Here is a 23,183-nt window from a genome sequence, read left to right as displayed (position 1 = left end):
TACTGGATCTACTTCTCAAAATACCATCTTTGCCCTGACATACTCTGGCCGCTTACAAATCTTCATCCTATATGCAAAAGCTACTAACCTACCTAGAAACGACTGGGCATGAAGCAGTTTCCATTCGTTAACTTCTATACCCCCAAACTCCTTCTTAAAACGATTAATACTACTCGTTTCACTAGAAGATGGATCGACAAACAAACCACCGAAATTGTACCAATCAATCCCTTTAGCTTTAAAGCTCAACATATCTCTCCAATGCAGATATCGGTTTGCTCTTCCAATTATATTCCGCATTTCGGCATTATCAAATCGTCCAGAAGCAGAATAAAGCAAGACAGCAGATTCCTTTACTAGATAATGGATGTGGCAGCATAGCATCCTATCATCTTCATCTGTTATATAAGTTAAGATAATCGATTGTTGGTCTCGTAAACCTTGCAGTTTGTCGATATTTGCCGGTGGAATCTTCTTTTGTTTGGCAAAGCTGTTGTAAAACGTGCAAAACCGATGTAAATCTGCATCGGTTGGTGACTCTACTTCATAATACGAAATCAGATCCCTTTTTCTTGCGCGATTAATCTTGTATCTAGTATTTTTATGGATTGCTTGAAAAATCGCTTCCTCTGTTTCACGTAAATCTATTAGTAACGTTTTACAATGCTGTACCACTACTTGACTCCTACCCTCTCTATCTCGTAATGGCATATTTTGGTGTTCAAATGGATAGACTACTTTAGAATAGAAAGCAAGATCAATCGATGTTGCTTTCTCCATTTGTTCATATTCCATGACCTCTAATACTCTAAGAAACCCTCGCTTATACCGAACGCGTAACATACTATTAATCTCCTTTAGCCATTATTTCTTATAATAATATTCGTTCTTGACCTGCTTCTTCCCATTTATAACGGCTCCAAGTAAATTAGCTCCAGCAAAATGAAGCTGCTCCTTCACCTTTATCACATCTTTTACATCATTCTTCTTCACCCTTACCACTAATAAGCAACCATCACTCTGGTTAGCGATTAAAGTAGCATCTGTTACAGCTAATACAGGTGGTGTGTCAAAAACCACTACATCGTATTGTTCTCTTACCTCAGAAATAAAATCGCTCATTTGGACAGAACCAAGTAATTCAGGTGGATTTGGCGGAGTAAGTCCACTAGTTATCACATCTATATTAGGATAGACACTTCGAATGATGGCGTTGATATCCTTTTGACCAATAAGAAAATTACATAAGCCACAGTCATTCACTAATCCGTACATATAGTGAATACTAGGCTTTCTTAAATCCGCATCTACTAATAGTACTTTCTTTCCCTCTTGACTGAATACCATAGCAAGATTTGCTGCAGTCATCGTCTTCCCATCCCCAGAGCTTGGCGAGGTAATCACGATTGTTTTGATATTCTTATTAAATGACGCAAATTTAATATTGGATCGAAGACTTCGAAATTCCTCTGATATTTGATTTTCAACTCGTTCCATCGTAACAAGGGTTCCTCGCATACCTTTATCCCTCTTGCGCATCTAGTCTTTTCTCCTCCTTTCGATTAGAGCTTAATTTTCTCTTTCTTCTATTCGGTTTATGTTTATTCATAGTGGAAACAACTCCCAACACAGGAATTCCTAGCTCTTCTATATCTCGTTCGACCTTTACCTTCGTATTAACTAGTTCTAGAAATAAAGCTAACCCAATTCCTGTCGCCATCCCAACAATACTAGCAATTATCATATTCATCATTGGTCTTGGTGCAATTGGTTTCTGTGAAAGAGCTGGATTTGCTTCCGATAACACAAAAACATTCTCTACGGGCATAATATCGGAAATATTACTTCGGAACTGATTAACGACTGTATTAGCTAATAAGGCTGCCTCTTCTAGATTAGGTCCAATAGCTGAAACAGTAACAACCTGCGAGTTATCTCCACTGGTGATTTCAATATCCTTTTGAAGGTCATCCAGTGGGATAGAAAGATTCAACTCCGTTATCACCTTTTCCAGGATAAATGGACTACTGATGATTTCCTTATACGTATTAATCAGCTCCAAGTTAGTCTCTAAATGGCTCATGCTGAATTGGATGTTTTCATTCTGCTGCTCGATAACGATAAATTGTGAGGAAGATTGATAAGTAGAGGGTAGTACATAATAGCTAAGTAGTGCGACAATTAAAACTAAGCCAGCCGCTATGCCAATAATTAAAACCATTCGTTTTTTTAAGGTCTGAATGATTTCTTGAATGGAAAGGGTGTCCTTCATCTTTTCACCTCCAGATTCTGTACTTGTAGAGAAGATTCGTGGTTCACTACATTCCTAATTAACACAAACGCTAAGGTTATAAAAATCCAGATAAAGCGGATGTTTTCAATGTTTATTGATATCGCTTGAATGCCAATGGCAGTTAGTGTAATAAGCAAATAGAAGAATACTGTATTACTACTACTTATCAAACCAAGGACCAGCTTACTCATCAGATACAATGGAAACCAAATAAATGCAGCGAACCCTAAAAATCCAGTCTCTGATAAAAAAGATAAATAGGTGTTGTGAGGAATATTGACAAAAGTAACCCCAAACATCTCCTGTGAATACGCAATAAACTGACCAATACCAACCCCAATCAAAGGATTATGAATCCACATTTCAATCGCAGATTCCCATAAGAATACTCGATAAGAGGTGCCGTCCCCTTCAGATCCGATATTAGTTACTCTCTCTACAGCAAAGCTTAATATGCTAGAGGAGGTATTGACCAAATAGATGATCACGAAACCAATTAATGCTAGGCATAGAAATAGAATGAGTTCCTTCAGCCTTCCTGCCATGACTACTAGAAAGATTACCACCAATACTCCGATTACAATACTTAAGATTCCACCACGTGAAGCAGTTGAGAAAAGAGCAACCAGTACAAGGAAAATGGATAGATTAATTGCTATTTTTTTCTTTTTTTGAAGCGAATAAAGCGCGATGATTGCTAGCGAAACGATTAGATACAACGCTGCTAAATTCGGATCATTTAACGTTGCTTGTGCACGTCCTTGCAATGTTAAGCCATTATCAATCCCCAATCGAAACAATAGCACACTACCAATACAGAGAATCGATATTACAACTGCCGCATATTTCCACCATCGCAAGACATGTAAAAGCATTTCTTCTTTATATTTTTCGATATAGATCAAAAACACCACTACATACATAAAATTAATCGATAACTTCATTACAGCTGATATCCCATACGGATAATCAACAAAAATATTAGTAAAATAGTTAATCATGCTGACTAGACAAAAGTAGAGTAGAAGTAGAACATAGATAATAATAAGATGGTAATAAGCTAGAACACGGGAAATAATATCCCAATTTTCCTTATTTACAAAGACCCAAAACAATAGGAAAATCAAGATAATATCACTAATAGAAGCATTTAACTGAATGATTACTTGAAGATGAAACATAAATGGTAAACAAAATACTAATAATCCGATTAGAAAGAAGTCCAGTTTCTTTAGAGAAACATACATTCTAAACACCACATTTTATATTTTTTTGCTAGATGATCTTTGTTTCGTTTGTTAATTGGCTTGCCATTCGCTCACTTACTTCCTGCATCGTTAGGCTTTCCATCCCATACTGATGTCTTAGCATGTGAAAATGCTCGATGATATGATCAAGCATTTGGATATTTTCTTCAAGATGAACCCCAAAATTATGTGGGTGCCACCAAAGATGATATAGCTTCCCTTCTATTGCGGCTCTCGTCATACTCGCCTTAATTCGCTTTAGCTTTAATCCCTCAAGAAATCGGAACTGCTTGGAATATGGCCTTAGAAAACGACTTGATGGGATATTCACCAGACTAGCTTCCTGTCCCCTGTTCTCCACAGGATATATGTGATGGCCTGAAAGATTTATATAGCTATCTATAAGTCGGATTGCTCGTTTTACCTTACCGTTGACACTGGACTTGATTTGGTATAACCAATGTGCCTCACAACCTCGATAGCTAATTAAACCATGATCCTCACATATGGATAAATAAGCTTGATTTACTTGATTACGAGGAAAAATTAAAGACTTGATTGAGATACTGTGTTGTTTTGCTATTTGGATTGCCTTGACTAAATCAGCTTCAAATGTACGAGCATCCTGTCCAGGAGCAAGACAATAATAATGACTAAACGTATGTGTTGCTATTTCCTGATGCGGAATACGTTTGATTTGCTTAATAAGTGACAACCCATAATGATACGGATCCTCCACTTCATTCTCCCCTATCTTCTGAATATGGCGATAGGAGGATAAAGTACTATCCTCATACTGTGGTTGTACTTGCGGTACTTCCTTTACTAATTCCTGTTTCGTTGAAAAAAATAAAAAACCAACAACCCCCCAAGTCGCATGAATATCATGCTGCTTGAATCGGTGTAGCATCACCGGAACAGCCTTTCTAGCACCGATTAAATGCTGCTTATATTGGTTGAAATCTAATACATCAAATACACCCCAATTTAATTCAAAATCAAGTGAAATGACAAATTTACCTTTGTTATGCATTTTTCACCACCGATAAACCTAATCCATATAGTGGATTGATTGTATTTCCTCCGTACGTATAGCCGCTTTATTCAGATTACGCACCTGGATTCTTTCATAAACGCTTTTCGTTTCTTCAAGAATTAGCTTTAAATCATACTTAGCTAACACTTCTTGTCTTCCAATATCCCCCATTCTGTTTCGTAGCGACTGAGATTTAAGTAAATATAATAGCTTATTCTTCAATTCATTAGGACTTTTAATTGGAATTCGGAATCCATTCTTCCCATCGCGAACTAACTCTCTACTTCCTCGGATGTCCGTAACGACTATCGGAATTTCCATAGCCATCATCTCCATTAATGACTTAGGCAACCCCTCTCTCAATGAGACTAATAACCCAACATCGGTAATGCTTAAAATCTCCCGGATATCTTGCCGAAATCCTAGACAGCGAAAAAAATCAGATAATCCCCGCCGATTGATTTCCTGTTTGATAGCACCGAATAATGTACCGTCTCCCACTAATAAAATAATGAAATCCTGATAAGCATCTTTTAATTGTTCCGCTGCTTGAACAATATCTATTTGTCTCTTATTCTCATTAAATTCTGCGAGATGGGTAATGACTAATTTCCTTTCCTCTATTCCTAACTTCTCTTTCAGGTTAAACCTATCACTGTGAGAAATGCTTCTTGGATTGTAATAGTCCGTATCCACACCAATACCATGTATGAAATGGATCCTTTCTTTATCTAACAACCCTTGTGCCTTTTGATAATCTTCCTGATTCATGACAATTAAATGCTGCGTTTTTTTTCCTGCAAGTTTCTCAGCAAGATAAAATATCCGATTTCCTAGCTTTGAGCCATTTTCATTAAAATGAAATCCATGAGCAGTATATACAATAGGTACCTTTTTTGGTGCAGCTAATCTAGCAACAAAGGATGCAATAGGGGTATGTACATGAACGAGGTCAAATGACTCCTTATGAAACAGACTCTTCAACTCCAAGTAGGCTCTGAAATTTGATAAGCTCTGAATACTACGGGAAAATGATATATTGTACAGCGATACATTTGGTACTTTTTCTTGAAGTGTGTCTTTATCTTCGATTGAGGTTGCAATGGATACATGATAGCCCATGTCCTGTAGTAACTGAATATGTGGTATCAGAAATAATAAAATTTGCCGCTCTAATGTTGTTACGATTAAACATTTCATTTTAAGTCCCCCTCCAATGGATTTCTTCATCCCAATCCAGTACTGAATGACAGAAGGAACATTACCGTATGATTCACCTCACAAGACTATTACCTTGCTCCTTGCCCTAAACAGACGACCTTTACCGTCTTCAATAGTATCTGTAAATCCAGTAGAATCCCTTTATTTTCTATATAATAAAGATCTAGCTCCAGCTTCTCTTTAGGAGAAATATGATAGCCACCCTTGACCTGTGCTAGCCCAGTCAATCCAGGCTTTACTGCTAATCGTTTTGTAAACCCAGGGTACCTCGCTTCGAATTCTGCAGTAAATATAGGTCTTTCAGGGCGTGGTCCAATGAAAGACATCTCCCCCTTTAAAATATTGATAATTTGCGGGAGCTCATCTATTCTCGTTCTTCTCATCATCCTGCCCACCTTTGTTACCCTAGGATCCTTTTCTGATGCCCATCTTGGCCCATCTTTTTCCGCGTCTACATACATAGACCTAAGTTTGTACAATTTAAAATACCGACCATATTGTCCTACTCTTTCTTGCAGATAAAATAAAGGACCAGGTGAATCTAGCTTAATTAAAATAGAAAATATCCCCACTATTAAAATGGCAACCGGTAAGCAAAGTAGTGACATCATAATGTCTATTGTCCGTTTAAAGTAACGATAGAAGTCAGCCTTTTGTTTTTCCTGGAGGTTTGGCATGCTTGTTGAAGTCGTATAATCGTTATTCAATCTAGTTGTGTTTGTGTTAGCTTTCAACGTTATTCCTCCTTCTCATCGGAATACTTATAAATTTTATCTTGGGCATCTAACCCGCCCTCACATCAGGCTATCGACGACAAGCGTCTAAGGTAATTTCAACCCACAGCATGACCGAGTGCCTACAACGATAACGGCATAGTAGACATCGCCGACTTCGTTCACTATAAAGAACCAAATTATAAAACAAAAACACTTATATAAACCTTTTTCAGTTCAATTAAGTGCGTATTGTGGTTCTTTATATAGAACATAAGTATAGCATAAAATATAATATGTTTCTTGGCAATAGTTATTTTATATTTTTTAATCAAGATTATATCCTCTTATACTTCTATAATACTATTGTCTCACGATATTATGTCTGTTTTTCTCCTCTTATCAAAATCATCGCAATTTTTCGTAAAGATGATAGTTATATAGAAAAAGGGGGGTACGTCCCCCCTCCGTTTACAACCTCTTAAACATAATATTATTGTCCACGACCGAATCGTCAACTAAATCGGCAAGTCTAGCATATGTAATTTGATAAGGTCCACAAGCATTAGCATACGACTATCCGTGAACTAACTTTTGTCGTATCCGATTGGATATAAATTCGACGATTAGAATGAGTAGGACAAGGCCTATTAGAATGGAACCTACTTCTGACCAGCGGTAAGAGTTCATTGCAAATATTAAGGGTGCACCAATCCCACCAGCTCCTACAAGACCAAGCACAGATGCTTCTCGTAAGTTCATATCGAATCGATAAATAATAACGGACAAAAAGATAGAAACCAGCTGTGGTACAATCCCAAATCGTATTTTTTCGAAGGTTGTACAACCGATAGATGTCATCGACTCTAGAATTTTCTTATCTAATTCTTCAATCGCATCAGCAAATAATTTCGCTAGCATCCCTATTGAAACAAGTGCGATGGTTAATACACCTGCGAACGGACCAAGTCCTGTTACACGAATAAACATTAACCCATAAACTAGGGCTGGAATTGTTCGAATAACTATCAATAATAGTCTAGTTAACCATGCAACCGGTTTTGGAACAATATTAGAGGCGGATAAAAACGCTAATGGTAAAGCCAAAATTGATCCTATAATGGTACCTAAAAAGGCTATAGCGACCGTCTCTACGAGTAAATAGAGGACACCCTGCTTTGTAAAATTAACTAATAAATCTAAATCAGGACTAAAGATACCCGATAAAATGCTAGAAGCAATAGTCCAACCACTTTTTTCTACATTTTGTAGATGAATAGCAGAACAAGACCACGCAAATAACACAAAAACGATACTGGCAATCATCCATAAATAACGCGTATTTCTCGTTGAACCATAAAGTTGTTTTTCTAATATATCCATTTATGAATTACTCCTTTAGATTAACCTTTTTCTGAAGTGTTCACTTATTGCTTCTATCACATAAACGGTAACAATAAGCATTAATAGAATCATCCCGACACTAGCATAGTTACGCCATCCCATGCCTTCATTTAAAATGAGTCCTATACCACCTGCACCAACATAACCTAAGATAGCTGCATAGCGAACATTTCCTTCGAAGCAAAATAAAGATACCGATAGATAATTAGGCAAAATTTGCGGAATAACAGCATACCGAAATGCTTGCATCCTTGTCATCCCAATAGCTTCCATTGCCTCAAATGCCCCCATATCAACATTTTCAATTTGCTCATACAAGAGCTTACCTACATATGAAAGAGTAAATAAGAAAATGGCAATAGTACCTGCTAGTGTTCCTAACCCGAAAATATATGTAGCAATAAGTGCTGAAACTAATGTTGGCATGGTTCTCAACATACTTAATAAAATCTTAAATATCCCGACAATCCATTTATTCTTTATCATGTTAGAAGCAGCAAGGAAAGCTACCGGAACCGCGAAGAGTGAACCTATCATCGAGCCAAGTAAAGACATTTTAATTGTATCCAGAAGTGGTCGCCATATATGAGAAACATATTCCCATTTAGGAGGAATCATTTCAGATACAATCACAAAAAATTCCCGCCAGCGATTTACTAACATATTGATGTCAAATCCGGTATATTTAATTGAAAAGAATAATGCAATCATAAGGAAAACGATAACAATTGGTGTCCGAGAACGCTTTTCTTTTACGATCTTACCATTTGGTAAGGTAAGCGATTTTGGCGGGAAAATTTTATCATACATGAACTGTCTCTCCCTCACTAGTCGCTAGTCCCTCCTTAGAATGGCTATTATAGATATAATCCAGAACCTCCTGTGTTACAGCTTCTACTTTCCCGTCAAATACAACTTGTCCTTCCCTCACACCGATAATCCTATTAGCATATTCCAGGGCAATCTCTACATGGTGGATATTCATAATAACGGAAAGCTCCATCTCCTGATTAATTCGCTTGAAATCATTCAATACTTGCCTACCCGTAACAGGATCTAATGAAGCAATCGGCTCGTCAGCTAGTATAATTTCCGGATTTTGTGCTAATGTCCTTGCCAGTGCTACTCGTTGTTGTTGACCTCCTGATAACTGATCGACCCGAACAAACGCCTTATCTAATATGCCAACTTGTTCTAATGCACTTAACGCTCTAATTTTATATTCTTTTGGAAAAACTCCTGTAAGTTTTCTCCAAAATGGAAGTTCCGGTACAAACGAAACAAGAACATTATTCAGTACAGACATACGGGTTACTAAATTAAATGATTGAAATATCATACCAATTCGTTTGCGAAACTTACGGATTTCTCCTCCTTTGAGAGAACTTACCTCCATGCCGTTTACGAACAATTGTCCACTGGTAATGTCATGCATTCTATTAATACATCGGATTAATGTAGACTTACCTGCTCCAGATAAGCCGATAATCGCCACAAACTCCCCCTGATTAATAGTTAAGTTAATATTTTGCAATGCTCTTACATTGTTCGAATAAATTTTCTCTACATTTTTAAATTCAATCATGTATAATCCCCATTCTTGTAAAAAAGAGAACATCACATTGGATGCTCTCATTTATTTTTTCATCATAGTAGAAAATAGAATTAATTTAGGCTTTGTACTATTTCTTGTGCTTTTCTTTCATTATCATAATCAGATGAAGTTGCTTCTTGATACCCCTCATGATTATAAATAGAAATTACTTCTTTTCCAGCATCAGTTTCTGCAATGTTTATAAATGCAGTTTGGATAGCCTTTTTGAAATCTTCATCCATAAATTCAGAGTTTTTGCTGACACTGATTGTGTCATTGTAAATTCCTGGTGTAACACCGATTACATTCGTTTCATCCCAAATTGATGCTTCACGTTCAAAATCTGCTTCCCATGCATCAGCATTGTCACGTCGAGCATCTGCATAAGTAACCATCACATCGATTTGCTCTGCTGCTAGACGAGCAAATGCACTACCATATGAATCTATTTGTACGACCTTTTCTAAATCAGTAATTGTTTTACTAAAGTTGTCTTTTAGCCAAATCGCAGGATAAATATAACCTGCTGGAGAAGAAGAAGACATAACTGCCCATGAAGCACTGTTTACATCTTCAAATGTTAATTCCTCACCATTGTTAACCTTTTCTGCTAAAGCTTGCCCTTTTTCAGAAGGGCCTGCTATCATTAATGCGCGATAATATGTAACTTGTTCTTCCGAAGCTTCTGTCGGTTTATTATCATTCCAATCCTTAGCGTCTTCTGAATCAATACTTAAGCCGGCACGAGTTGAAGTTAAGATAACCTCTGCACCATCATCATATAATACATAGGTACCACCAGGGATTAGACCAACGTCAATAGTTCCAGCTGATAGCCCTTCCCCAACTGCTTCATAATTCGTACCTACTGTTATCTCTACTTCATTGATATCATAACCTAAGGTTGCTAATTCCTCTTTTAGTAAATTCTTCAGTGGTTCTGACGCTGTAATAATTTCGTCAGGCTCCCTCGATGGAACGAATCCAATTGATAACCTATCAATTGCTTGATTACTAGACCCTTCCTTTGAATTATTATCTGGATTTTTTGCCTTATTTGATTCTGCATCATCCGAAGATCCACATGCTGCTAACAAGCTAATAAACATACCAAACACGATGGCATACAATAATTTTTTCAATTTTTGTTCCCCCATAATCATATTGTGTTAACCGATTTAATTATAAAGCTAGAATATGAAGTTTATATGAGATACTTGTAAAAAATACTTCATAGCATAATAGAATCTTTCCAAATAGAAAGAGCTACTAGCACCTATACACTAATAGCTCTTCTAAATCAAAAAGTTTGGGGTGTGACTTGATCCTTCTATGAATTACTCTGTTGGCACGATTAGCATTTCTAACCCTTCCACCCTCATTAAGTCTCGTTTCATGGTATATTCCTTCTACTCAATTATATATTCGGTTGGTACCAGAAAGAACGCGAAAAAAGGGAACAGAGAGAGGCTGTATGTGCCCTAAATGAGGAAAGATTCTCTCCTGAAGTAGGGACTGTCCTCCCTCTAATAGATTAAAAAAGCACTAAGACGTCATAAGATGCGCCTTAGTGCTAAAGTAGTTTTATTTTGTTACCAATGAAATAAACATCTTCCCAATATTTATAATCGCACGTTCATCTACATCAAACTTTGGATGATGATGCGGATAATCACCCGCTAACGCTTCACTTCGACCACCGACAGTAAAGTAAACAGCGGGAACTTCCTTCGTATAAAACGCGAAGTCCTCACTCCCCATCATTGGTGCATCCGTCGATAGATTTTCCTCACCAAACAATCCTTTAGCAACGTCCTCTACTCGCTTTGTTTCGGTTGGATCATTATAAATAGATGGACAATCTTTAATATATTCATAATCTACTTTCGCGCCATTTTGTGCACAGGTAGATCGTGTAACACTTTCCAATGCTTCCTCAATGATTGTGCGTGCCTCTTCATCAAATGTACGAACTGTTCCTTTTATGACAGCTGTATCCGGAATAATATTATTCGCTTCCCCACTAACAAATGAACCAACCGTTACAGCTGCCGCTTGTTGTGGATCGACACGGCGACTTACGATTTGTTGCAAATTAACGACGAGTTGACTACCTGTGACAAGTGGATCAACCGTTAGATGTGGCTGTGAACCATGTCCACCTTTTCCATAAATCGTAATATTAAAATCATCCTGTGCAGAAGAGAAGTAACCTTCTTTTACACTTACCGTCCCTAAATCTTCCGTAGACATCACATGGGCACCATAAATGACATCAACACCGTCCAAACAACCATCCTTAATCATCGGTAGTGCTCCACCTGGGGTAGCTTCTTCAGCAAACTGATGGATAAATTTCACTGTTCCAGGAATCTGATCCTTATATTCACTTAATACTTTAGCAACCCCAAGTAGTGAAGCAGTGTGTAAATCATGTCCACATGCATGCATCACACCGGGCACACGAGATTGAAAGGCAAGTCCGGTTTCTTCTTGAATTGGTAAGGCGTCAAAATCCGCACGTAACGCAATCGTTTTACCAGGTTTACCACCCTTTAACGTCCCAACGACACCTCTTCCACCGACCTCTGTTCTCACTTCGATTCCTAGACCTTCTAAATATGTCGCTATCTTTTTAGGCGTATTCACTTCCTGATGGGAAAGCTCTGGATACATATGAAAATCACGACGAAGCTTAACTAACTCTGGATAAATTTCTTCTAATCTGGTAAATATTGATTCTAGCATATTCTATTCCTCCGATGTCTTACTGGTTAACTCGTTTATAAATATGTTTTATATATTATACCCTTTTTGGTAGAATTCTGCGCTATTTCTCTCTATCCCTTAAAAGTGCATGATAAATGAAAAGGAATTATAGGGTAAGACAATGGTTGATTCATTGAACAAAGCCTTTATTCCAACCCATCACGAGTCACTGATGTACTAACAATACTTCCTTGTCACTATTTTCCAATATGTCCATGTAAGTTCTATCTCCCACGGACATATCACCCATTACTTGGTAACCTTAAAAATCCACCTACCATATAAATAAATGAGCCACCGTTACAAATATTGCCCCTAGAGCATATTGAATTAATACTAATGGTAGAATCCATTTCAACCATTTAATCCAAGGAATTTTCGCAAGAGCTAATGAAGCCATTAAAACACCAGCTGTCGGTGTGAAGACGTTCGAAATTCCATCACCATATTGGAACGCAAGTACTGCAGTTTGGCGACTAACCCCTAATAAATCACTAAGTGGAGCCATAATTGGCATGCTGATTGCTGCCTGTCCACTTCCAGAAGGAACAATAAAGTTTAATAGACTTTGTACGATGAACATACCAATTGCTGCAAGTGCTGTAGGTAAGTCTGCAACTAGATTAGAAACAAAATAAAGAATGGTATCAATTGTATTAGAATCTTGTAGGATTCTTAAAATACCATATGCGAAGCCAACAATTAATGCCCCTTGTACCATTTCTTCACAGCCTTTTACAAAGGCATTAGCAATCTCATTCATTCTAAATCTAGCAATAATCCCTACAACAATCCCCATGATGACAAATAATGCTGCGATTTCAGTAATATACCAGCCTTGTGTAATAACCCCTACAGCAAGTCCAACTAGTGTCAGCGCAAGAACAACTAAAATTGCTACCTGGCGCTTTGTTAGTCCTTGACTGCTTTGGTCATCAAGGCTAATATCACGTTTCTTATCTTCTTCATACATTAAACTGATAGTCGGATCCTTTCTTACTTTTCTTGCATAAATCATCACATAAGCAATAGCTACTGCAACAAAGATAAGCCAGAAAACAATACGGACTCCCATTCCAGAGAATGTAGGTAAGCCTGCAATTCCTTGGGCAACTCCTACAGTAAATGGATTCATAAACGCTGATCCAAACCCAGCATATACCCCAACTAATATCATTGCTGTACCTGTCATCGAGTCAAATCCCATACGTAATGCAAGTGGTACCGCAATTAAAATAAATGGAATAACTTCTTCCGCCATTCCCCAAGAACCACCGCAAATCGCTAAGAATAGCATAATAACCGGGATCAAGAAGATTTCTTTCCCATTTAGTTTTTTCGTAAGGGAACCAAATGCTGCTTCAATTGATTTCGTTGCAGCTAATATTCCAAAGGAACCACCAACGATAAAGATAAAGAATATAATCTCCGCTGCATCAACCATTCCCAGATGCAACGATTCAAATAACTGCATAAAGCCTGTTGGGGTAGATTCAATTGTTTGATAGGTTCCGTCAGCTACAATCGTACGACCGTTTTCATCTACTACACGCTCATATTGTCCTGCTGGAATTAAGTAGGTCGTAATAGCTGTAATAATCATTAAGCCAAATAAAATAATAAAGCTATGTGGAAATTCAAATTTTTTCCGTGTTTTTGGTGAGTTTTTGCTCATGATGCACATCCCTTTCTATAAATAACGTTTTTGGGTGTGCATAGAAAACTTGAGAGAGGTATGATTGAGGTCTTTTTGTTATGAGTAACGTTCCGCTAGCTGGGGTAAAGCAAACGAACAAGACTAAACAAAAAAGACAACGAATAGGAAAATAACCTACCATTGTCTTTACACAATACGTTATCCTCCATCCTGATCAGTAGTTCTCCATGCACTAAAATTGCATGACAGTATGCTTCTTATTCAGAAGACACACCAGCAATAATGAATTTGACCTTCATTACGCTTCGGCAAATAATCCTTTCAGGCAATCCTCATCGATGTCATACTCCGATTGCTTACTCTTATTACCCGCACCTCTACCTCATCGAATGACAAGGTTCAATATGAAATTGAAATATAGTTCACTATATTACCAGAATAAAGTGATTTGTCAAGCTTACTCATGAAATTTAACTAGATTTGGAATCCCATTCGCTTACACATACTAGCTAGTTGTCAACATTTCACTTATAATTTGGGTGCATTATTTGTCCTCAAGGTATTCTATCTATTCCTACCCAAACTTTTCTAGTGCCATCTTTTTTATTACTTTCCTCTATGGACTCCCTCATCCCGAAGCACCCACCAAAACGCCACCACAATCCCTGTAAGGAGCACAAGAAATGGCGCAATAAAGATTAGAAAAAAATCCATGCAAAGTCACCTCAATGTTCCTGTTTTGATTTTCCACTGACATACTCCTTATTAAACAAGAAGAGCCGAAGTATTAAATATAGTGATGGAATCAACAAAGCCAGCCCAGCAATAAATGCTATAATGAGCGCAATCGCCATAGCTTCATTCGTAAAACTGTCGTATAGTGTTAAATGTGGATACAACAAATACGGATAATGTGAAATACCATACCCATAGAAGGCAAATGCAAACTGCCCAAAGAGGAGAACAAACGCTACTCCATAATTCTTCCGTCTCCAAACAAGCCACACTGTTCCCACAAATAATACTCCTGAAATCAAAAACATCCACCCCAACCCCAGGAGACGCTCATAATGCTCTGGATTATGAAATCTAAGCTCATAAATAATTCCACCAGCAGTAATAATGGTTGGCAATGCCCAGATTAATGCATAGCGACGGAGTAAAGCGGTTGCGGGTTTGTCATTAGCTTTATTCGCATACCAGGTAAGGAATACGGCAGAGATATAAAGTACCGCGGAAACACTTAACACCACAATACTCCAGGTCAGCGGACTACTAAACAATGCCCAATAATCGAGAACCGGATTCCCATTCTGCATAAACACAAAACCACCTTCTGATATCGTCAATACAATAGATAAAGCAGCAGGTAGAAGGAGGCCGGATAATCCATACATAAATGCATACCCCTTATGGGAACGGGAACCATATGTTTCAAATGCATAGTAAGACCCCCGAATAGCCAGAAGCAAAATCGCGATACTCACCGGAACAAGTAACGTTGTCCCATAATAAAAAGCCGTACTCGGGAAAAATCCAACTACCCCAACAAAAAAGAAAACAAGAAATACATTGGTCACTTCCCAAACCGGAGAAAGGTAGCGTTGGATGATTTTAGTTAGAATATGTTGTCTATTGGTAAAGAGACCATAAGCATTGAAAAAACCTGCACCGAAGTCTATCGATGCAATTAATATATAACCGAAGAGAAATGTCCATAATACAACTATTCCAATAATCTCTAGGTCTACACTCATGATGGAACATCTCCTTTTCGTTCCGCTAGTTCTCTTTCCACCGGGTTCTTACGGAACATTCTTGTCAAAATAACAATTGAACCAATTCCAAGGATAACGTACAGCCCACAGAATAAAATGAGCATAAGATCAACATCATTATTAGTTGTTGCCCCTTCTGCTGTACGCATAATCCCTCTAAGGACCCATGGTTGTCTACCAACCTCTGCTAACCACCAACCAGCTTCTATTGCAATAATCGTTAACGGTCCACCTAACACGATCAACCAACGAAAAAGTTTCGTATCTACAAATGACCAACCTCGATACTTACTGAAAATAAATAGAATGGATATAGTTATCATTAGCATGCCAACACCAACCATAATATTAAATAGATAATGAATAGAAAGCGGTGGTATTTCATCTTCAGCAAATTGATCCAACCCAATTACTTCCGCTGTCGGTGAGCCATGAGCAAGAATACTCAGCGCATAAGGGATTCGTAACGCATATTTCACTTCCCCCTCATCGTTCATTACTCCTAACAAAATTAGTTCCGCAGATTCAGTCGTTTCAAAATGCCACTCTGCAGCGGCCAATTTTTCCGGTTGGTATTCTGCCAAGTATTTCCCAGATAAATCTCCTGTGATTAAGATGGTAACAGTAAAAACAAATCCTACTTTCATCGTTAATAGGAGTGCCTTCTTGTGATATATGTGATTAGAACCTTTTATCAAACGAAATGCAGCAATCGAAGCAAGTACAAAGGCAGAAGTCATATAGGCAGTTCCAACCACATGGGAAACTTTAGTCGGCATTGCTGGATTAAACATCGCTAAGATTGGATTTGCATTCACAATTTCTCCATTTACCAAATCAAACCCTTGAGGAGCATTCATAAACGAATTAACAATCGTAATAAATACAGCTGAAAATGAAGCGCCGATAGCAACAGGTATTAACAGCAACAAATGCTTGTACTGATTTTCAAACCGATCCCATGTATATAAATAAATCCCAAGGAAGATTGCTTCAAAGAAAAATGCAAAGGTCTCCATAAACATTGGGAGTGCAATGATGTTACCGGCGAGCTCCATGAAGTTTGGCCATAATAGTGAAAGCTGTAAACCTATGGTTGTACCAGTTACTACCCCAACCGCGACCGTGATAACATAGCCTCGTGTCCATCTTCTAGCAAGTAATATATAATGATTATCATTTTTCCTAATCCCAACCCAATGGGCAATCATAATCAATAACGGAACCCCTACCCCAATGGTTGCATAAATAATATGAAAGGAAAGCGTAACCTCCGTTAAGATTCTACTGTAATAAACCGCTTCCTCGTTAATCAATATTCTTCCTCCTTTAGCCGCTAACCAATCTTCCGATAATCGATAACAGCATAATTGCCGCAACAATAAAGGACAACCAAACTAATTTCTTTTCATGGGATTGGTATTTGGGCTTGGATAGTTGTTTTCTTTCCGTAACCACTCGTCTCATTATAATCATCCTTACTTTCTTGCGATTATGTATCAGAGTTATTATGAGTTGTATTTCTAATTTTATTCTGTTATTAAGATATTGAGCTAGATCATCGGAAACAACGGAATGAAATAGAGACTCCTCGTACAATTAACTTCATTTCGAGTTAATTGATTAATTACACGCACCTGGCAATTTTTTATTCTCCTACTTCATTACTTCCTACTTGAGTAAATGCGTGTTTCTATCATTCATCATACAAACGCACTCTTTCTAATGAATCATTTGCAACTTAAACAATGGAGAATTTCTAATCCATAAAAATAGGAACAGAAGGGTTTCAATCCCTCTGCTCCTATTACATTAGCTTGGTTCGTTTTGATAGAAATAATTTGGTACATTCACTTGGTTGTTATATCGCTTATGGAAAATATGGGTAGTGGCTGGTGATACAGGTGGGATTAACCATACCCAGTTGCCAGTCACCTCTCTCCCGGATTCTTTTTCCTTTCGTTCAAAGCTTTTGAACTGTTTTGCTGCGGTATGATGGTCTACGAGTGTAACACCAGCCTCTTGATAAGAATGTAGTACGGCAATATTTAGCTCTACCAATGCTTTATCCATCCAAAGGGAGTGATTGGACCTTGTATCTAGGCCTAGGATTTCTGCTACCTTTGGCAAAAGATTGTAGCGTTCTTCATCTGCAAGGTTACGGGCACCAATTTCCGTTTCCATGTACCAGCCGTTAAATGGTGCCATTGGGTAATCAATACCACCGATTTCCATACGCATATCGGAAATAATCGGAACAGCATACCACTTTACACCTAATTTCTTCAGATCAGGATAGTCCGGATGGGTTATAGGTACTTCTTTAATCATTTCCTCTGGTAGGTTGTATAATTTAGGCGCTTTTCCATCTTCTTGGATAACTAGAGGTAGGATATCAAAAGGGGTTTTCTTACTTTCCCATCCTAATTCTTGGCACATTTTAGTAAATTTAATAGATGTGGAATCACCAATAACTTGCTCTCCTTCATCATATCCAGCATAGCGGACTAATTGATGGTTCCAAATACGAAGCGGATCTTTTCCATTCATTCGTGGTGGAAATATGGTGATAGCTGACCGGATTTTTCCATTATTCGTAGCAAATTCAATATGTCTCTTTAATTTGTCAAACGCTTCGTCTGCTGTTTGAATGTCCCGCTCATCAAACACATGTAATGTATTCCAGAGCAAACGCCCGATACAACGATTACTATTTCTCCAAGCCATTTTTGCTCCGTGGGTCAATTCAAACGTTTTATGGGTATAACTCCCTGTTTGGAGAATTTCCTTTTCAATCTCGTTTATTCGCTCTTGTTGTTGTTCCTCTGAAAGTTGAAGTTCATCATAACAGGCTTTAATGAATGTTATTGCTTCATTTATTAATTTTTCATCATGTGTTGTATTCATCTTCATCAACTCCAACTTTAGTCTACCACGAAGCATAACGACTAAATGATAGAGAAATAGCCGATTTTATGAACTTTTCAGGAAATTAGTCCTACTTCTATGAAAAAGCTGAATAGAGTAGTTTAAAACAACATCTTACCAGTTACTTCAAACCACACATTTTCTAATACCACTAAAAACAGTACGGCAATAATAAAAGCAAGGATAGATAGGCCTATTTTATACCGCACCGATCGTACATGTCGGATAAATACTTTCTTTAAGAGAAGAAACACGATGAAAAAGCTGAGGAATAACATCATCATCGAAACGACATCTATCCACTCAAATGGAGGTCCAATATATGGATTCAATACAATATTAGTTACTAGAAGCACAACCCATAATAGAGATTGATATAAGATAAAGGTGCTATTTTTCATGAACAGGCTCCTCCGAATATATGCTTACTTTTAAAGATAGTCTAAAGCACATACATGAAGCAATATTAATATTCACCTAATTATAGCCTGATTTATGTTTTATAAATAGATGGGCTGAACAAGTTGCGACTAATAATTGCAACCCTGCTGATTCAGGCTGATACTTTAAGGGATCATATTAGTGTCACCAAAGCTATATCATTCAAAAATAAAAAGGAGCACAAATGATCTGTATCATTTGTGCTCCTATAATAAGGGGGAGATTAAAATATGAATCTATCAATTATTATCTCCACAAGGTAAACAATTTATACATTAGAAAATAGATTTTTATATGCATTAATTTGTTTACTCTACTACAACCTCGACCACAGCCTTCATCTCATTAGAACTTACCGCTAACTCCACTAATCCACTCTTTATAGCGGTTAATTCCCTAGTACTCGGATTAAAAGTAGCTATATACTTGCCAGAATCCTTCGCACGTTCTAACGCAGCACCAGTGCCAACAAATACGTCCGCACTGCCTTCCCATGTAACCGATGCTGGATAGCGAAGTGGGAAAACAAGATTTCCTGATTGGTGTCCATCGGCAGAAATGATTACTGATTCACCGACATGGATTCTGTCTGGTGCATCAATCGTAATGTCCTCTAAAATTGGGCGTACTTCTGCTTGAATCCATTCCGCCCCTTTTTCCTTACTAGAAGAGGCATGCTCTGGTCCGAATAGTTTATCCGGAGTCGGTGTAGGATCCACACCGAACATCGTCCAAGAATAAAATCCACCATTAGCTGGTGAACCATACGGTGATTTCCCTGCTGAACCAGTCACCATATACGGTACCCCTTCAACGCGTTCTAAATGAACCGTGTGAGCATGACCACTAATATAAATGGCCCCTTTTCCTTTGGATGCTTCTCGGAATTCGGTCAACCAATTTTCAATCAGCTCCGCTTCCTTACGATCAGACAATTGACTATTTTTGGTTGGCAGTGGATCACGGGTTGGATGGTGTCCGAATACTACTACATTATTAATCTTTGGATTGGAAGCAGCATCAACCAATGACTGTCTCAATTCAATTATTTGGTCAAAATCACTTGTTCTAAAGCTGCCTGTTGAGGAATCAAGTAATATAAATCGTGTTCCTTTATGGTCAAAGGTATAACGATTATCACCAAATACCTCTAAGAAATTATCTAAAGAACCACTTCCAACAATTTCATGATTTCCAGGAGTATAATAGATAGGAATTGTATTCCCAACTACCTCTTCTAATATTTCCTTAGCTAAATCAAAGTCCTCTTTCCAAGCTGTATCTACTAAGTCCCCGTTAATAACAAGAAACTCTGGCTCCTGTGCCACAATCTCACGTAATGCCTTCCGAGCCATTTGAACCTGCTCACTATTAGGTGCCTGTGCTACAAATTGAGAATCATTTAAGACAGCAAACTTCCAAGCATCTTGATTAAATCCATTCTGTTGTACAATAAGGGAATCCGGTATCACCTTTGATTCTTCTACCTCATCTAATGCAGGCGGCACTTTCACGGTTAAATCATCAAAGATAAGTGAGCCAGTATATTGCTTATTACTATTTGTTTCAACTGGATAAACTCGCCATAGCTTCGCTGGATATTGAATCCCCTCTGGTAAAGTCGTCTCCACGTACTGCCAGCCTGTCCAATTTACTGCATCAGCAAGTGTCAACGTATACCGGGTACCAGTGGCATCCTCTACTACTGTACGTAACCAGGCACCATTTCCATCACCATGTACCCACAAACCGATATTTTGTACATCTCTAGGTAGCTCTAGCATTGGAGAGGTCTGCAAGTAAGCTGCCCGCGTCGCGGTGGTTGTTGAAAAATCATAGTTTAGCTGAATCCCATTCCCACTTCTACCTTCCACTAACTCTATGGAAGCACCTACTGCGTCTGGATACTTGGTAAAGCTCCAACCTTCTGTCGTTTCAAAATCAGAAATCTCTACTGTGGTAAGACCAACTGTAACCGGTAGCTGTACTACTTTATCCAGTACGGTTATCTGGATTGTCGTTGCTCCACCATCTTCATTTGGAATAACAGTATAACTACCATTTTCATTTTCCTCTAACGAGATTACAGATTCATCATATTCCAATGTCATATCACGTAGTTCAATTGGTGCTGAGTAGCCATTCTTGTCATAACCATTAACAGAAAAGCTAGCAGTTCTTCCCATTTCTAAACCAATATAGGAAGAAGAAGGCTCAATCCGGTCTAACGCACCAAGTACAGTAAGTTCCGTCGTCCCTTTAGAAGAACGAACCTGTGCTTGAGCAACAGCTTTACCAGACTTTTCCGCATGGAAAACACCATTTTTATCAAACGATCCGACATTAGCTGGTAGTGCCTTCCACTTGATGTTATCAACTGAAACAGGTGAATAATTCTCATCATACCCTCTTCCAATAAAACTTCTTGTTAGCCCAGGAAATACACGATCACTTTGCTCGTTGTTCATCACCGTTTCTACAGCAAAGCTCTTTAATACACCACTTCCAGCTTCCACGAAAACTCCGATTCCATTAGGTACTGAACGCTCCGTGCCATCTGATGGACTGTTTACAACTTCTGCATCTTCCTTCCCTGGCATACGTGCTACCATCGTTGTGGAACCACCGCCATCAATATTCAATGCTTGGTGAGCACCGAATTCTGCCATCAATTGCCCTAATTCCTTTAATGTCATCCCACGACTATTGGATTGGCGACCATCTACGACCACTAACACCATCGTTTGTCCATCCTCTGAAAAACCAACTGCTGTCCGAGGAGCTGTAGTACTGTCATCTAATCTTCTTGGAACCTCGCCATTTTCTACTAAAATAGCATTGCCACCAATTGCAAAATTCATTAACGAATCGCCATCTACCTTAGGTGCATAGGATACCGCAACCTCATCCCCAACCGATATCGATTGTAATTTATTTGCGCCAGCTTCCCTACCAACAAGAACAAAGCTTCCTTCCTCAATTTCACCACGACCAACCTGACTAGATGTTGACGCTACCACACCATCACGTACTACAACCTCATATCCTGTACTCCCACCTGGACGCTGAGCCTGTCCCCACACGGATGTATATAGACCAATACCTCCTGTCGGAATACTAGATTGATTGAGCGCTGCCAGCTCTACACTACCGGAAGGAAGCTGAACCGTACCTTCTAAGAAGAGATTAGAAATGCTTCCAATTCCATTTTCATCGACCCCAGCAGTCAACGTATGCGACCCTTGTGGTCCTTTTAATAAACTACCATTTTGAATCATTGCCCCAGACGGTGCATTTGTATTATTAATATCGAAAAAATCCCCATTCACCCCCGCAACTGCACCCGATTGCTTAACCAACTCCGAGACCGGCTTTGCATCTGTAACTACTCCAGAATACAATAAATCAGTTGAAACAGCACGATGACCTAAATCAATGGTCATCACTTCTCCATTCAACCAGCCACGTGCATCAAACCGTTCGAATGCGGTCAATTCCATTCCGGGACCAATTTTGGTCGATTCTTCATTTGTTAGTATCGTTTTCCCACTAGGACCGACCGTAACAACTGGTTCATACTTATTCGATGAAGCTGATCTTGCATCTGCAATTGGACTTCTTTCAGCTCCTACTACTGGTGTAAAACTAGATAATGCAAGTACCCCAACTAAGAACCCACTTAACCATTTTCGATTCAATACTAGCCCCTCCTCTATGAAACTATCCTTCACTCTTATTGTACTAATAGTCTGAAATTAGCTATACACAGCAATAGAACTAAATCATCGGCAAAATCCGACAGAAACATAAACCCAAACCTGAGACTTAAGTATGAAGAACCGTCTTTACATACGTGCCTCCCCTCTACTAATACTAGTATTTATGCTAACAAAGCAGTGTTAAGTAGGATTAAAAATATTTAGGATAATAGAACGATTTCTCTCCTAGGTATTGCTACCTTAAAAATAGCTAGACTCATCTTGAGAATATTTCTTGTACAAGGAAATAGGAGCATTCCTGTAATGAAGAAATTTGAGGATTGAAACAAAAAGAGCCCTCTTGGTATCATACGAGGTGTCCAAAGCTTCGAAGCAAAAATGGA

General features: G+C 38.3%; 21 protein-coding genes and 1 riboswitch. All 21 genes read right to left on the bottom strand.

The features are described from left to right. Positions 1 to 15 precede the first annotated feature (15 nt). On the bottom strand, positions 16 to 843 hold the full coding sequence (locus ACSKT4_RS17395; protein WP_186870704.1) for a GNAT family protein: 828 nt from the start codon (positions 841 to 843) through the stop codon (positions 16 to 18). 21 nt (positions 844 to 864) lie between these two features. After that, positions 865 to 1,497, bottom strand: a complete 633-nt coding sequence (locus ACSKT4_RS17390) for a CpsD/CapB family tyrosine-protein kinase (RefSeq protein ID WP_465823698.1) — start codon at positions 1,495 to 1,497, stop codon at positions 865 to 867. A 25-nt stretch (positions 1,498 to 1,522) separates the two neighbouring features. Continuing rightward, the gene (locus ACSKT4_RS17385; RefSeq protein WP_186870702.1) at positions 1,523 to 2,272 is read right to left on the bottom strand and encodes a YveK family protein; all 750 of its coding nucleotides are present in this window, start codon (positions 2,270 to 2,272) and stop codon (positions 1,523 to 1,525) included. Continuing rightward, positions 2,269 to 3,540, bottom strand: a complete 1,272-nt coding sequence (locus ACSKT4_RS17380) for an O-antigen ligase family protein (protein WP_186870701.1) — start codon at positions 3,538 to 3,540, stop codon at positions 2,269 to 2,271. The genes ACSKT4_RS17385 and ACSKT4_RS17380 overlap by 4 nt, the downstream gene beginning before the upstream one ends. A 28-nt stretch (positions 3,541 to 3,568) precedes the next feature. Then, positions 3,569 to 4,573, bottom strand: coding sequence for a polysaccharide deacetylase family protein (locus ACSKT4_RS17375; RefSeq protein ID WP_186870700.1), 1,005 nt, complete (start codon positions 4,571 to 4,573; stop codon positions 3,569 to 3,571). Between the two features lie 18 nt (positions 4,574 to 4,591). After that, positions 4,592 to 5,776 (bottom strand): glycosyltransferase family 4 protein, encoded by a 1,185-nt coding sequence (locus ACSKT4_RS17370; protein WP_186870699.1) that lies wholly within the window; start codon positions 5,774 to 5,776, stop codon positions 4,592 to 4,594. 89 nt (positions 5,777 to 5,865) lie between these two features. Continuing rightward, complete coding sequence (locus ACSKT4_RS17365; RefSeq protein ID WP_255488157.1) at positions 5,866 to 6,531, bottom strand: sugar transferase; 666 nt, start codon at positions 6,529 to 6,531, stop codon at positions 5,866 to 5,868. Between the two features lie 555 nt (positions 6,532 to 7,086). After that, complete coding sequence (gene phnE / locus ACSKT4_RS17360; protein WP_186870698.1) at positions 7,087 to 7,893, bottom strand: phosphonate ABC transporter, permease protein PhnE; 807 nt, start codon at positions 7,891 to 7,893, stop codon at positions 7,087 to 7,089. Positions 7,894 to 7,908: 15 nt separating this feature from the next. Further along, a complete protein-coding gene (phnE, locus tag ACSKT4_RS17355) occupies positions 7,909 to 8,724 on the bottom strand; it encodes a phosphonate ABC transporter, permease protein PhnE (RefSeq protein ID WP_186870697.1) in 816 nt (271 codons plus the stop codon). Continuing rightward, on the bottom strand, positions 8,717 to 9,499 hold the full coding sequence (gene phnC, locus ACSKT4_RS17350) for a phosphonate ABC transporter ATP-binding protein (protein ID WP_186870696.1): 783 nt from the start codon (positions 9,497 to 9,499) through the stop codon (positions 8,717 to 8,719). The genes phnE (ACSKT4_RS17355) and phnC overlap by 8 nt, the downstream gene beginning before the upstream one ends. An 80-nt stretch (positions 9,500 to 9,579) precedes the next feature. After that, on the bottom strand, positions 9,580 to 10,650 hold the full coding sequence (locus tag ACSKT4_RS17345) for a phosphate/phosphite/phosphonate ABC transporter substrate-binding protein (protein ID WP_465823697.1): 1,071 nt from the start codon (positions 10,648 to 10,650) through the stop codon (positions 9,580 to 9,582). A 442-nt stretch (positions 10,651 to 11,092) separates the two neighbouring features. Then, positions 11,093 to 12,256 carry a M20 metallopeptidase family protein gene (locus ACSKT4_RS17340; RefSeq protein ID WP_186870694.1) on the bottom strand — a complete coding sequence of 388 codons (1,164 nt, stop codon included), beginning with the start codon at positions 12,254 to 12,256 and terminating at the stop codon, positions 11,093 to 11,095. Positions 12,257 to 12,551: 295 nt separating this feature from the next. After that, complete coding sequence (locus ACSKT4_RS17335; protein WP_186870693.1) at positions 12,552 to 13,952, bottom strand: YfcC family protein; 1,401 nt, start codon at positions 13,950 to 13,952, stop codon at positions 12,552 to 12,554. 192 nt (positions 13,953 to 14,144) lie between these two features. Next, positions 14,145 to 14,322: riboswitch (Lysine riboswitch) on the bottom strand. A gap of 218 nt (positions 14,323 to 14,540) precedes the next feature. Beyond that, positions 14,541 to 14,648, bottom strand: coding sequence for a cytochrome bd oxidase small subunit CydS family protein (gene cydS / locus ACSKT4_RS17330; protein ID WP_425516502.1), 108 nt, complete (start codon positions 14,646 to 14,648; stop codon positions 14,541 to 14,543). Between the two features lie 11 nt (positions 14,649 to 14,659). Then, positions 14,660 to 15,691 carry a cytochrome d ubiquinol oxidase subunit II gene (locus ACSKT4_RS17325; RefSeq protein WP_186870692.1) on the bottom strand — a complete coding sequence of 344 codons (1,032 nt, stop codon included), beginning with the start codon at positions 15,689 to 15,691 and terminating at the stop codon, positions 14,660 to 14,662. Next, the gene (locus ACSKT4_RS17320; protein WP_186870691.1) at positions 15,688 to 17,028 is read right to left on the bottom strand and encodes a cytochrome ubiquinol oxidase subunit I; all 1,341 of its coding nucleotides are present in this window, start codon (positions 17,026 to 17,028) and stop codon (positions 15,688 to 15,690) included. The genes ACSKT4_RS17325 and ACSKT4_RS17320 overlap by 4 nt, the downstream gene beginning before the upstream one ends. 13 nt (positions 17,029 to 17,041) lie before the next feature. Next, positions 17,042 to 17,179, bottom strand: a complete 138-nt coding sequence (locus tag ACSKT4_RS17315; RefSeq protein ID WP_186870690.1) for a hypothetical protein — start codon at positions 17,177 to 17,179, stop codon at positions 17,042 to 17,044. A 345-nt stretch (positions 17,180 to 17,524) separates the two neighbouring features. Continuing rightward, positions 17,525 to 18,619, bottom strand: coding sequence for a nitric oxide synthase oxygenase (locus ACSKT4_RS17310; protein WP_255488155.1), 1,095 nt, complete (start codon positions 18,617 to 18,619; stop codon positions 17,525 to 17,527). Positions 18,620 to 18,741: 122 nt separating this feature from the next. Beyond that, positions 18,742 to 19,041, bottom strand: coding sequence for a hypothetical protein (locus tag ACSKT4_RS17305; RefSeq protein WP_186870688.1), 300 nt, complete (start codon positions 19,039 to 19,041; stop codon positions 18,742 to 18,744). Between the two features lie 348 nt (positions 19,042 to 19,389). Continuing rightward, positions 19,390 to 22,779, bottom strand: coding sequence for a phosphodiester glycosidase family protein (locus ACSKT4_RS17300; protein ID WP_465823696.1), 3,390 nt, complete (start codon positions 22,777 to 22,779; stop codon positions 19,390 to 19,392). Positions 22,780 to 23,000: 221 nt separating this feature from the next. Next, positions 23,001 to 23,183: hypothetical protein (locus ACSKT4_RS17295; RefSeq protein ID WP_465823695.1), on the bottom strand; the 183-nt coding region annotated here is incomplete at its 5' end.

Source organism: Ornithinibacillus liuyingii (genome assembly GCF_055550225.1).
The sequence above is the reverse complement of the archived record's forward strand: the minus strand, read 5'-3'. Positions and strand labels throughout refer to the sequence as shown.